Origin of the sequence: Pseudomonas sp. YY-1 (assembly GCF_002843095.1) — a bacterium.
GTDB classification, from domain to species: domain Bacteria; phylum Pseudomonadota; class Gammaproteobacteria; order Pseudomonadales; family Pseudomonadaceae; genus Aquipseudomonas; species Aquipseudomonas sediminis_A.
The window spans coordinates 489,824-500,921 of record NZ_PJLX01000002.1; the positions used below are offsets into that span (position 1 = coordinate 489,824).

The 11,098-nt window shown below is 62.9% G+C and carries 12 protein-coding genes; 4 read left to right on the plus strand and 8 right to left on the minus strand.

Features of this window, described 5'->3' with window-relative positions; all coding sequences use genetic code 11:
- Window positions 1-320: 320 nt before the first annotated feature.
- The gene (locus CXP40_RS05035) at window positions 321-1,130 is read left to right on the plus strand and encodes a gamma-glutamyl-gamma-aminobutyrate hydrolase family protein (protein ID WP_106732880.1); all 810 of its coding nucleotides are present in this window, start codon (window positions 321-323) and stop codon (window positions 1,128-1,130) included.
- Between the two features lie 30 nt (window positions 1,131-1,160).
- Here the strand turns inward: CXP40_RS05035 and CXP40_RS05040 are convergent, their stop codons facing one another.
- The 3 genes from CXP40_RS05040 to CXP40_RS05050 form a co-directional block, all read right to left on the minus strand.
- Entirely contained in the window at window positions 1,161-1,634 is a 474-nt protein-coding gene (locus tag CXP40_RS05040) for an LEA type 2 family protein (RefSeq protein ID WP_106732881.1), read from the minus strand.
- A 54-nt stretch (window positions 1,635-1,688) separates the two neighbouring features.
- On the minus strand, window positions 1,689-2,534 hold the full coding sequence (locus CXP40_RS05045) for an EamA family transporter (RefSeq protein WP_106732882.1): 846 nt from the start codon (window positions 2,532-2,534) through the stop codon (window positions 1,689-1,691).
- Window positions 2,535-2,654: 120 nt separating this feature from the next.
- Complete coding sequence (locus CXP40_RS05050; RefSeq protein ID WP_099522331.1) at window positions 2,655-3,461, minus strand: outer membrane protein OmpK; 807 nt, start codon at window positions 3,459-3,461, stop codon at window positions 2,655-2,657.
- A gap of 421 nt (window positions 3,462-3,882) precedes the next feature.
- Here CXP40_RS05050 and CXP40_RS05060 point away from each other — a divergent pair, with 421 nt between their 5' ends.
- The gene (locus CXP40_RS05060) at window positions 3,883-4,677 is read left to right on the plus strand and encodes an SDR family oxidoreductase (protein ID WP_106732883.1); all 795 of its coding nucleotides are present in this window, start codon (window positions 3,883-3,885) and stop codon (window positions 4,675-4,677) included.
- 125 nt (window positions 4,678-4,802) lie between these two features.
- Here the strand turns inward: CXP40_RS05060 and CXP40_RS05065 are convergent, their stop codons facing one another.
- Window positions 4,803-5,369 (minus strand): TetR/AcrR family transcriptional regulator, encoded by a 567-nt coding sequence (locus CXP40_RS05065; protein WP_106732884.1) that lies wholly within the window; start codon window positions 5,367-5,369, stop codon window positions 4,803-4,805.
- A gap of 33 nt (window positions 5,370-5,402) precedes the next feature.
- On the minus strand, window positions 5,403-5,972 hold the full coding sequence (locus tag CXP40_RS05070) for a PaaI family thioesterase (protein ID WP_106732885.1): 570 nt from the start codon (window positions 5,970-5,972) through the stop codon (window positions 5,403-5,405).
- A 94-nt stretch (window positions 5,973-6,066) separates the two neighbouring features.
- Here CXP40_RS05070 and CXP40_RS05075 point away from each other — a divergent pair, with 94 nt between their 5' ends.
- Window positions 6,067-7,266, plus strand: coding sequence for a Bcr/CflA family efflux MFS transporter (locus CXP40_RS05075; protein WP_106732886.1), 1,200 nt, complete (start codon window positions 6,067-6,069; stop codon window positions 7,264-7,266).
- Window positions 7,267-7,281: 15 nt separating this feature from the next.
- Window positions 7,282-8,682 (plus strand): dihydrolipoyl dehydrogenase, encoded by a 1,401-nt coding sequence (lpdA, locus tag CXP40_RS05080; RefSeq protein ID WP_106732887.1) that lies wholly within the window; start codon window positions 7,282-7,284, stop codon window positions 8,680-8,682.
- 212 nt (window positions 8,683-8,894) lie between these two features.
- On the opposite strand, the gene CXP40_RS05085 is transcribed toward lpdA, so the two are convergent.
- The 3 genes from CXP40_RS05085 to argF all read right to left on the minus strand — a co-directional run.
- Window positions 8,895-9,260, minus strand: a complete 366-nt coding sequence (locus CXP40_RS05085; protein ID WP_106732888.1) for a DUF5064 family protein — start codon at window positions 9,258-9,260, stop codon at window positions 8,895-8,897.
- Between the two features lie 12 nt (window positions 9,261-9,272).
- Entirely contained in the window at window positions 9,273-10,199 is a 927-nt protein-coding gene (arcC, locus tag CXP40_RS05090; RefSeq protein ID WP_106732889.1) for a carbamate kinase, read from the minus strand.
- 146 nt (window positions 10,200-10,345) lie between these two features.
- The coding region (gene argF, locus CXP40_RS05095; protein WP_106732906.1) for an ornithine carbamoyltransferase at window positions 10,346-11,098 on the minus strand (753 nt) is incomplete at its 5' end.

Consider the following 11,098-nt stretch of genomic DNA (forward strand, 5'->3'; position numbering starts at 1 on the left):
GCGCCTTTTTATGGGCGTTTACTTGATATGCCAACGATGAGGTACCAGAAAATATCGAGCAGATTTGTTTGACATATTTTACGGCTCGGGCAGACTGGCTGCAGATTCCGTTGCCGAACCGGGTAACGGGCAGCATCGCTGCAGCCCCTCTCTGGATAGAGTTGACCCGGTTCGAGCCGCCGTCGGAAGGCGGCACTCAGGCTCAGGATGAGTCTCGGTGCGCGGGGTTAGCCAAACAGGCCGCACGTGTTACAGCAGAGTGTTCTGCTGGCCAGCGGTCTGCACAGCAACGATAGGCCCGGCCTGTCCCAAGGTGACGTATGTCCGACAACAAGATCCGCAACACCCCCAGCAAGAACAATCTCCGCAAGCCCGTCGTGTTGATGTCCATGGGCGCTCAAGAGCGCAAGGGCCACGACTATCAGGTAATGACCCACAAATACATTCAGCCCCTGGTCGAGTTCTCCGGTTGTGTGCCGGTGCTGGTGCCCACCTGCTGTGGCATCGACGACCTCGAACAGTACCTGGACATGGCTGATGGCGTGTACTTGACCGGTGCCGGCAGCAACATCGACCCGGCGCTCTATGGCCAGGAAAACGAGACGCCGAACAAAGGCCAGGACCGCGATCGCGACCTGTTCGATCTACCGTTGATCCGTGCCGCCATCGCTCGCGGTCTGCCGATCTTCGGTATCTGCCGCGGCATGCAGGAAATCAACGTGGCGCTGGGTGGCGACATCTACCAGAAGGTCTACGCCGAGCCGGGTTTCAACGACCATCGCGAGAATCCCGATGACCCGGTCGAGGTGCAGTACGCGCCCAGCCACAGCGTGCGCCCGGTAGCCGGTAGCTGGTTCGCCGAGCTGATGGGCAAGGAAGAGATTCAGGTCAACTCCCTGCACGGCCAGGCCATTCGCAACCTGGGCAAGGGGCTGGAAGTGCTGGCCACCGCCGAGGATGGTCTGATCGAGGCGATCCACGCGCCGAGCCTGTCGCCCTTCCTGTTCGCGGTGCAGTGGCACCCGGAATGGCAGGCGGCGAAGAACCCGGATTCGGTGAAGATCTTCCAGGCTTTCGGTGACGCCTGTCACCGCCGAGTCGCCTCGCGCAACAGCCGTCAGGCTGCCTGATCCGCGCCAAACGCGCCGCTGGCCCCTGCATCAGTAGGGGCTTGGCGGTTGCGGCCAGTTCAGGGTGCCGCTGTCGCTGAAGCGACGCGTGCCGAACAGGCCATCGGCGAGTTTGCCGCGCAGCACGTAGGGCACTTCCTGGCCGGGTTGATAGCCGGCCGCGCCCCAGGCCTGACGCACCACTGAAAACGCCGAAATGCTCACCGGGACGCTCAGTACCGTCTCGCCGAAGCGTGGCACGCTGCCGCTCTGGTCGCTGACGCCACTGGCCAGCGGTTGGCCGTTTACGTCCAGATCCAACGCCACGCCGTTGAAGCTCACCGCGCTGTCATTGGGGTTCTGCACTCGCAGCTTGACCGCGAAACGCACTTCCAGGCCCTGACCGGGCAAAGGTTCCAGGCCGACGAGGTCGACCCGTAGCGGATCACGATTGCTCAGGCTGGCGCAGGCGCCCAGGCTGGCCGCGAGCAGGCTGATCAGACAGAGACGGAGCAGGCGAGGCATGACGATCTTCCCTGGACTTGATGGGTTCAGGATAGAAGACCGCAGTGCGCGCCATTAGCTCCCGGCACGTTGCCGGCTGCCCAGCACCAGTGCGATACCGCCGAGCACGGCGACGGCACTCAAGGTCAGGCGCAGAGACAGCGCTTCGCTCAGTAGCAGGCTGCCGCCGAGAGCGGCGAGAATCGGCACGCTCAGTTGCACCGTGGCGGCCTGGCTGGCGCGTAGTCCTGGCAGGGCGCTGTACCAGATGGCGTAGCCAACGCCGGAGGTCAGGGCGCCGGACAGCACGGCGTAAAACAGGCCTGGCCCGTCCCAGTCGAGCTGTGGCAGCAGCACCAGCGCCAGCAGCAGGGCCAATGGGGCTGCACGCAGGAAGTTGCCGGCGGTCACGGCCAGCGGATCACCCTGGCCGCGCCCCAGCAGCGAGTACGCTCCCCAGGCGATGCCGGCCAGCAGCATCAGCAAGGCCGCCAGCAGCGGTGGCGCACTGGCGCCAGGTAGCAGCAGCGCCAGCAGGCCGGCAGTCGCCAACGCTGTACCGAGGCTGGCGCCCAGCCCCAGGCGTTCGCCACGCAGCAAGCCCCAGAGCAGCATGCTCAATTGCACCGAGCCGAACAGCAGCAGGGCGCCGATGCCGGTATCCAGTTGCAGATAGGCGAAGGAAAACGTTGAGGCGTAAGTGAACAGTGCCAGTGCGCCTGGCCAGTTACCGGCAATGGGTTGTCTGGCCTGCCTCAGCCTGAGCAACAGCCAGAGCGTCAGCGCGCCGGCGAGTAGGCGGATCGCCGTGAAGCTGGCGGCATCGATGTCGGTTTCACGCAGTGCCAAGCGGCACAGCAGCGAGTTGCCGGCGAAGGCCAGCATGGCAAGGCAGGTAAGCAGCAGGATACGCGGTGGCATCGTCCATCCTTGGGTGAAGGTCTGGTGATGCCATGCAGCTAACCACGCCAGGCTGGTCGATGGCATTGGCAGAAGGTCGCAAGTGGCTGCGACCTTGGCCATTCAGGCAGGGGCAAACGATCAGAAGTGCGCTTTGACCAGCAGGCTGGCGGTGTTCTGATCGGTGGAACCTACGAAGTTTTCGCTGACGAATCCGCCGTCCTTGATGCCGTACTTGTTCTTCCAGTAGTCGTATTCGATACCGACGTAGAGCTGCTTCTCGCCCCACTTCAGCGCTTTGCCCAGGTCGTACTTGATCTGCGGGTTGAAGTGCAGGTTGGCGTGGTAGTCGCCACGGCGGTTGCTGTCGTTGTCCACCACCCAGTCCATGAAACCATCGATGAGGATGTCCGATTCGCCGACGGGGATGGTGTAGCTCCACACCGGGGTGATCTGCCAGACGTTGCTGCCAGGGCGGCTGCCGTCGGTGGTGCGCAGGTAGGTGTTGAGCTGGAAGTAATCGAAGCCGGGGATGTCCAGGTCGACCGCCGGGCCGATCAGGTAGGACTCGACGTCGTCTTCACCGAATTCGTAGGTGGTGGAGATCAGCACGTCCTTGATCGGCCCGAAGGAGAAGTCGGCACCGGTGATCTTGCCCAGCGAGAAGCGCGGGCTGAATTCGCCATAGAAGGTATGGCCGTCACCCGCGCCGTTGGTGGCGTCGGTGTTGTACTTGATCACGTCGACGAACAGGAACAGGTCACCGAAGCTCCAGCCGCTGGCGTGCTCGAAGGTGATGGTCTGCTGGATTTCCGGGTCGATCTTGAAGTCCTGGCCATAGAGGTAGGTCAGGCTGTTGTTCTGCCACTGCATCAGGTCACCGGCAATGGCCTGGCCGCCCGCCAGCAAACCGCCGGCCAGTGCCAGCGAAGAGAGAGTGCGATTCATGAAAGCTCCTGGTGGTTAAGACGTGTCGTTATGGTTTTTTTGCCTGCCATTCATGGCGGTCGCCCTTGCGGAGCCGACGTCAAAAATCGCTCCGGGCGTTTTTAAACCTGTCCGTCTGGTCAGGCTGGTGCTGCTAGAGCAAAAACGGCGCCAATTCTCTTGATTGTGCATATCCCTTGCAAATCAAAAGGATGCGCGGAATTTTCAGGTTCGTTCCAGCGCCATCGATGCACCTTTTTCTGACCAAAAGGACAAAAACAGCCATAACTTGGTGCGCAACCGTCTGGCGGCTGCTGTGATGCTTTTCCAGCGCTGTGCTTGATTAGTTTGATTATGGTCGTAATATGATTTTTAAATTATGGTCGTAATTTTATCAGTGAGAGGATGCCCTCTCACTCATCACACCCCCTGGAGACTTGCCATGAATGCCCAATCCGCCCTCGGAACTGCCCTGATCACCGGAGCCTCGTCTGGCATCGGCGCCACGTATGCCGAGCGCCTGGCCCGGCGCGGCCATGACTTGCTGCTGGTGGCGCGTGATGCTCAGCGCCTGCAGACCCTGGCCAAGCGCCTGGGCGCCGAGTACGGCATTGCGGTCGAGGTGATGCCGGCGGATCTCACCCTCAAGGCCGATGTGCTCAAGGTGGAAAAGCGTCTACGCGAGGACTCGAATGTCGCTTTGCTGGTGAACAACGCTGGGGTCGCCATGAACGGTCCATTGGCGTTCGCCGATCTTGACCAGGCCGAGACCATGATCCAGCTCAACGTGGTGGCCCTGACGCGTCTGGCGGCGGCGGCAGCTGCCAATTTCTCAGCAGCTGGGCGTGGCGGCATCATCAACCTCGGCTCGGTGGTGGCGCTGGCACCGGAAATGTTCAACGCCGTGTACAGCGCGACTAAGGCCTATGTGCTGAGCCTGACCCAGACCCTGGCTGGCGAATTGCGTGGTTCGGGTGTGCAGCTACAGGCGGTGATGCCAGGCGTGACCCGCACCGAAATCTGGGAGCGCAGCGGCACCGATGCGTCGGCGCTGCCGCCGTCGATGATCATGGAAGTGGGCGAGATGGTCGATGCTGCGCTGGCCGGCTTCGATCAGGGCGAACTGGTGACCATACCCTCGCTGCCGAATGCAGCCGACTGGGACGCCTTCGTCGCTGCCCGCGCTGCCTTGGGGCCGAACCTGTCGCGCAACCAGGCGGCTGCGCGCTACAAGTGAGTCTGAAGCAGTCTCGTTATTGGCTATGTGCACGTGAGTGACGTTGTAGGAGCGGCTTCAGCCGCGAATTTCGCGGATAAATCCGCTCCTACGGGTGCACAGTTAACTCAGGCATAGCCTTGTCACTACGCGTCCTGCGCCTGCTCGATCAGCAGGCGACGGGTGGTTTTCAGCAAGCGGTCGGATAGCTCAGGATCCTTGACGCTGCGCGACAGCAGCAGGGCGCCGACCATGGCCGAGAGCATCAGTACGCTTTCGTCTTTCGCGTCTTCGCCTTTCAGGTTGTTCTCGATCAGCGCCAGGCGGTTGCGCACGATCACATCGCTAGTGGCACTGGGTTCGCCGCGCTGGCCGAGCTCTGCAGAGATGGTCGGCAGTGGGCAGCCAGCGCCAGGGTTGGCGCGATGCAGGCTGGACAGGTAATGCTGGATGAACGTCTGCAGCGGCGCTTCGGCCCCTTCCAGCGACTCGGCTGTGCTGCTTTCCAGCGTCTGTACGGCGTGCTGCAGCGCGGTTTCGACCAGGTCGTCCTTGGATTTGAAGTGCGCGTAGAAACCGCCATGGGTCAGGCCGAGCGCTTTCATCAGTGGCTGCAGGCCGGTGGCCCCGACTCCATCGCGGCGAAAACGCAGGGCCGCTTCTTCGATGATGCGTTGATGAGTCTTGGCCTTGTGGTCTTCCGAATAGCGCATGGCGGGCCTCGTCTGTCTATCAAATGGTGCTTGTCATCTTACACTGGCGTCGCTGTTTTGGCGCGGCGCATTCATATCGAGAATCAGGCAAGTGGTGGAGGCAACGGCATACAGGCGTTCGTCGACATCATAGAGACGCCCTTCAGCCAAGGCGGTGGAGCGACCGACATGAATGATCCGGCCTTCCGCGCGCACCGGTCCGGTCTCGCTGCGCAGCGCGCGGATGTAGCTCACTCGCAGGTCTGCGGTGGTGTAGCCCTGCCCCGGTTTGAGCAAGGTATGTACGGCGCAGCCCATGCACGAGTCGAGCAGGGTCGCGATGTAGCCGCCGTGCACGCTGCCCAGCGGGTTGTAGTGGCGCTGATCCGGCGAGCCCTGGAACACGAACAGGCCACTGGCCCATTGCACCGGAGTGAAGTCGAGCACGGCGTTGATCGGCGGAGAGGGCAGTTCGCCGCGGCCGATGCCGTTGAAGAAGTCCATCGGAGACATGGCGGCCACTTCCGCCAGGCTGAGGGTGCCAGGGGCGGCTAGTTGATTGCGAATGGCCTGTTCCTCGGCGATCCAGGTGGCGAGGCGGGCGTCTCGGGATAAGGCAGTCATACGGGCTCCTAATAAATATGATGGACGACATTTAATGTTTCATATTATGGTTGAAATATAAAAACCGCCAGTCGCTGTTGATCGGAGCCTTGTCATGCAGCCTTCCCGCGTTCTGTTGATCATTCTGATGCTGCTCACCGCGCTGGGAGAGACGTCCACACAGTTACTGATTCCCGCCCTGGTTGAGCTGGAGCGTGGGCTGCAGGCCAAGCCTGGCAGCAGCCTGCTGGCGCTGTCGCTGTTCGTCGGCGCCTTCGGCTTGGGGCAATTGGTGCTGGGCCCGCTGTCGGATCGGCTCGGGCGGCGCCCGGTGTTGCTCAGCGGTTTGAGCCTTTATCTGCTGGCGACCCTGGGCATGCTGCTTGCGCCGAACATCGAGGTGTTGATCGGCATGCGTGTGCTGCAGGGGCTGGGCGCCTGTGCAGCGCTGGTGCTGGCGCGGGCCATCGTCCGTGACGTGTGGCAGGAGCAGGCGGGTCCGGCCTTGGCGCTGACGGTGTTGGGCATGTTCGCGGCCATCGTGCTGTCGCCGGTGGTCGGTGGTCTGTTGACCCATTACGGCGGCTGGCGCGCGCCACTGCTGGCGACCGTGGTGCTTGGTAGCCTGGCCTTGCTCTCCGTGTTCACCCGCTACCGCGAGACGCACCTGCAGCGCGATCCCCAAGCTGGTCGGCTCAACGGTCTGTGGGCCAGTTACCGGCTGGTGTGGCCCAGTTGCCGCGCGCTGGCGCTGACCATTGCCTGCACCTACGGCTCGATGTTCGTCGTGGTGGCCGGCTCGTCGTCGGTGTACATCGGCCTGCTGGGGCTGAGCGCCGCGCAATATGGGCTGACTTTTGCTCTGGTCGTTTCCGGCCTTCTCGGCGGTGCGCTGTTCACCCTGCGCAATGTGCAGCGCCTGGGGCCGCAGCGGGTGGTGGGCATCGGTGTCGCGCTCGTGCTGCTCGGATCCTTGCTGACCTTGGCGATCTACCTGCTGTTTGGCCTGTCGCTTCTGGGGCTGTCGCTGCCGCAGGTATTGGTGACGCTGGGCGGCGGCATGTTGCTGCCGGCCGCCGTGGCCGGTGCGGTGATCCCCAACCCGCAGCGTGCCGGATTGGCGGCGGGGCTGATGGGCTTCTCGCAGATGGCCGGCGCCACCCTGGCGGGTCTGCTGCTGGGCGCCCTGCAGGATGGCTCGGCCTGGCCTATGGTTGCCTTGAACGCGCTGTTCGCCGTGCTGGCGTTTCTGTTCTTCCACCTTCTGCGCACCCGCCAGGTCGTCACGGCTGCGGTGGCCGGCAAACTTCCCTGATTCGAGGACAAATCAATGAGCAGCTATGACGTGGTCATCATTGGCGCCGGCCCTGGCGGTTACAACGCGGCGATTCGTGCCGGCCAATTGGGGCTCAAGGTGGCCTGTGTGGAGGGCCGTGAAACCCTCGGTGGCACCTGCTTGAACGTCGGTTGCATGCCGTCCAAGGCGTTGCTGCATGCGTCCGAACTCTACGAGGCCGCTGCCGGTGGTGAGCTCAGTGCCCTGGGTGTTGAGGTCACGCCGACGCTCAACCTGGTGCAGATGATGAAGCAGAAGGCCGACAGCGTCGAAGCGCTGACCAAGGGCGTGGAGTTCCTGTTTCGCAAGAACAAGGTGGAATGGGTCAAGGGCTGGGGACGTATCGACGGCCCCGGGCGTGTACAGGTCAAACTGAGCGAAGGCGGCGAGCGCCTGCTGGAGACGAAGAACATCGTCATCGCCACCGGCTCCGAACCAACGCCGTTGCCGGGCGTAAGCATCGATAACGAGCGCATCCTCGACTCTACCGGCGCGCTATCGTTGCCCGAGGTGCCGAAGCACCTGGTGATAATCGGCGCCGGGGTGATAGGCCTGGAACTGGGCTCGGTATGGCGTCGCCTGGGTAGCGAGGTGACCGTGGTGGAATACCTCGACCGCATCTGCCCCGGTCTTGATGGTGAGACGGCCAAGACCCTGCAACGCACACTGGGCAAGCAGGGCATGAACTTCAAGCTGGGTACCAAGGTTACCGGCGCTAAGACGAGCAAGTCCGGCGTGACCCTGACGCTGGAACCGGCGACTGGCGGCGCGAGCGAGACATTGGAGGCTGATTATGTACTGGTGGCCATCGGCCGGCGTCCGTATACCAAAGGGCTCGGGCTGGAGAGCGTCGGCCTGAACACCGACAAACGCGGCATGCTCGCCAACGAAAGGCACCAGAGCGGCGTGCCGGGCGTGTGGGTAATCGGCGACGTCACCTCCGGGCCGATGCTGGCGCACAAGGCCGAAGACGAGGCAGTGGCCTGCATCGAACGCATCGCCGGGCATGCGGCAGAGGTCAACTACGGGGTCATACCCGGGGTGATCTACACCCGCCCGGAAGTGGCCAGCGTCGGCAAGGGGGAGGAGGAACTGAAGGCAGAGGGCCGCGCCTACAAGGTCGGCAAGTTCCCCTTCACTGCCAACAGCCGGGCAAAGATCAACCACGAGACCGAAGGCTTCGTGAAGATCCTCGCCGACGCCAACACCGACCAGATTCTCGGCGTGCACATGATCGGCCCGAGCGTTGGCGAGTTGATCGGCGAGTACTGCGTAGCCATGGAGTTCTCCGCCTCGGCCGAGGACATCGCGCTGACCTGCCACCCACACCCGACCCGCTCGGAGGCAGGGCGTCAGGCGGCGATGGGTGTGCATGGTTGGACGATGCAGGCTTGAGAGCGGGCAGGGCGTTGTGCGCAGAGCGGGTGTTACGTCGTTTGAACGAGCGCATCTGAAAAAGCCGTCATGCCCGCGCAGGCGGGCATCCAGAACCTAGGAATCATCTGGGCTCCCGCCTTCGCGGGAGTGACGATAAATGGTTGTTTCTGCGCGTAGCCCGGGTGCAATTCGGGAAATGAGCGAGAGCCCCGGATTGCATCCGAGCTACGTCATAGGATGTGATCGAGATTGACCGGTTCGCCCGGTTGGGCGTTGAGTTTGCTGCGAATGTCGGCGAACACCTTGTCGTATTCGTCGTGGCCGCGCATCACCGGGCTGGCGTTGGGAGGCAGGCCATGGCGGGCAGCGATGCGGGTCGCCACGCTGGCGAAGTTGAAGGCGACATCGCGATGCAGTTCGAACGCTTCCTCAAAGTGCCGACCGTCGACGTCGCCGACCAGGCGCATATGCAGCATCGGCCCCTGCTGCGGGTCTTTGCGGACTTCGTAGTAGAAGTCCACCGAGAAGGGCGGCAGCAGGCGCATATGCTCGGGGCGGTCGTGGTTGTCGCGGTGAAGGTGGCCGGGTGTGAACATGATCGTGCCCTCTCAGCGATAGACGATGCCCTTGCAGTCCAGGCTGATGCGTGTGCCTGAACGCCCCTGGACGATGGCTTCGATATTTCCCAGCGAACCGATCACCGCGCTGCTGCCGGTATTGCGCGCGAACTCGCAGGCGGCCTGCACCTTTGGCCCCATGGAGCCGGCGGCGAAGCCGAGCGTTTCGATGGCATCGGGATGAGCTTCGGCGATGGATTTCTGCGAGGGTTTGCCCCAGTCGATATAGGCCGCGTCGACATCGGTGGCGATTACCAGCAGGTCGGCATTGAGCTGTTCGGCCAGTAGCGCCGAGCACAGGTCTTTGTCGATCACCGCCTCGACGCCGCGTAACTGGTTGCCGTCGTACATCGTGGGAATGCCGCCGCCACCGGCGCAGATCACTATGCTGCCCTTCTCCAGCAGCCATTTGATCGGGCGGATTTCGAAGATGCGCTGCGGGCGCGGGCTGGCCACCACGCGGCGGAACTTGTCGCCGTCTGGGGCGATACTCCAGCCTTTCTCGGCGGCCAGCCGCTCGGCGTCCTCTTTGCTGTAGACCGGGCCGATGGGCTTGGTCGGTTTCTTGAAGGCAGGGTCGGCGCTGTCCACTTCCACTTGGGTGAGCAGGGTGGCGAAGGGCACTTCGAACGGCAGCAGGTTGCCCAGCTCCTGTTCGATCATATAGCCGATCATGCCTTCGGTTTCGGCACCGAGCACGTCAAGCGGGTAGGGGTTGGCCGCGTCATAGGCGTTGCCCTGCAAAGCCAACAGGCCGACCTGCGGACCGTTGCCATGGGCGATGACCAGTTCGACGCCGGGTGCCACCTTGGCGATCTGCTCGCAGGCAACGCGCACGTTTTCCCGTTGGTTCTCCGCAGTCATGGCTTCGCCGCGACGAAGCAGGGCGTTGCCGCCCAGGGCGATGACGAGTCGCATGGTGTTCTCCTTGTTGCTCGGATTGAATCCGGGGCTTGTGGTCTGGGGTTCGGCGTCGTCGGTCAGGCCCTCTCCCCCGGCCCCTCTCCCATAAATGGGAGAGGGGAGACAAGCTCATCCCCGGATTGCATCCGGGCTACGTAAACCTAAATATCAGCCAGGGTAGCGACCAGAATGGCCTTGATCGTGTGCATGCGGTTTTCCGCCTGCTCGAAGGCGATGTTCCAGGGCGACTCGAACACGTCTTCGGTGACCTCGATGCCGTTCTTCAGGTGCGGATACTGCTCGGCAATCTGCTTGCCGATCTTGGTTTCGCTGTTGTGGAAGGCCGGCAGACAATGCATGAACTTCACCCGTGGGTTGCCAGCGGCCTTCATGATCTCGGCGTTGACCTGATAGGGCAGCAGCTCCTGGATGCGCTCACCCCAGGCTTCCACCGGCTCACCCATCGATACCCAGACGTCGGTGTGGACGAAGTCGACGCCTTTGACCGCCTCCTTCGGGTCTTCGGTGAGCAGGATGCGTGCGCCGCTTTCCTCGGCGAATTTCTTGCAGGCGGCGACGTGCTCGTCGCTCGGCCACAGCGCCTTGGGCGCGGCGATACGTACGTCCATGCCGAGCTTGGCGCCGATCAGCAGCAGCGAATTGCCCATGTTGTTGCGCGCGTCGCCGAGGTAGGCATAGGCGATGTCGTGCAATGGCTTGTCGCTGTGCTCGCGCATGGTCAGCACGTCGGCGAGCATCTGCGTTGGGTGGTATTCGTCGGTCAGGCCGTTGAACACCGGCACGCCCGCATAGGTGGCCAGTTCCTCGACGATCTCCTGCTTGAAGCCGCGATACTCGATGGCGTCGTACATGCGCCCTAGTACGCGGGCAGTGTCCTTCATGGTTTCCTTGTG

What these genes read in the sequence shown, in the direction of transcription:
- CXP40_RS05050 (WP_099522331.1), bottom strand. Translation starts at nt 3,461, where the DNA reads ATGAATCGCACTCTCTCTTCGCTGGCACTGGCCGGCGGTTTGCTGGCG.
- lpdA (WP_106732887.1), top strand. Translation starts at nt 7,282, where the DNA reads ATGAGCAGCTATGACGTGGTCATCATTGGCGCCGGCCCTGGCGGTTAC.
- CXP40_RS05075 (WP_106732886.1), top strand. Translation starts at nt 6,067, where the DNA reads ATGCAGCCTTCCCGCGTTCTGTTGATCATTCTGATGCTGCTCACCGCG.
- CXP40_RS05045 (WP_106732882.1), bottom strand. Translation starts at nt 2,534, where the DNA reads ATGCCACCGCGTATCCTGCTGCTTACCTGCCTTGCCATGCTGGCCTTC.
- CXP40_RS05065 (WP_106732884.1), bottom strand. Translation starts at nt 5,369, where the DNA reads ATGCGCTATTCGGAAGACCACAAGGCCAAGACTCATCAACGCATCATC.
- arcC (WP_106732889.1), bottom strand. Translation starts at nt 10,199, where the DNA reads ATGCGACTCGTCATCGCCCTGGGCGGCAACGCCCTGCTTCGTCGCGGC.
- CXP40_RS05035 (WP_106732880.1), top strand. Translation starts at nt 321, where the DNA reads ATGTCCGACAACAAGATCCGCAACACCCCCAGCAAGAACAATCTCCGC.
- CXP40_RS05060 (WP_106732883.1), top strand. Translation starts at nt 3,883, where the DNA reads ATGAATGCCCAATCCGCCCTCGGAACTGCCCTGATCACCGGAGCCTCG.
- CXP40_RS05040 (WP_106732881.1), bottom strand. Translation starts at nt 1,634, where the DNA reads ATGCCTCGCCTGCTCCGTCTCTGTCTGATCAGCCTGCTCGCGGCCAGC.
- CXP40_RS05085 (WP_106732888.1), bottom strand. Translation starts at nt 9,260, where the DNA reads ATGTTCACACCCGGCCACCTTCACCGCGACAACCACGACCGCCCCGAG.
- CXP40_RS05070 (WP_106732885.1), bottom strand. Translation starts at nt 5,972, where the DNA reads ATGACTGCCTTATCCCGAGACGCCCGCCTCGCCACCTGGATCGCCGAG.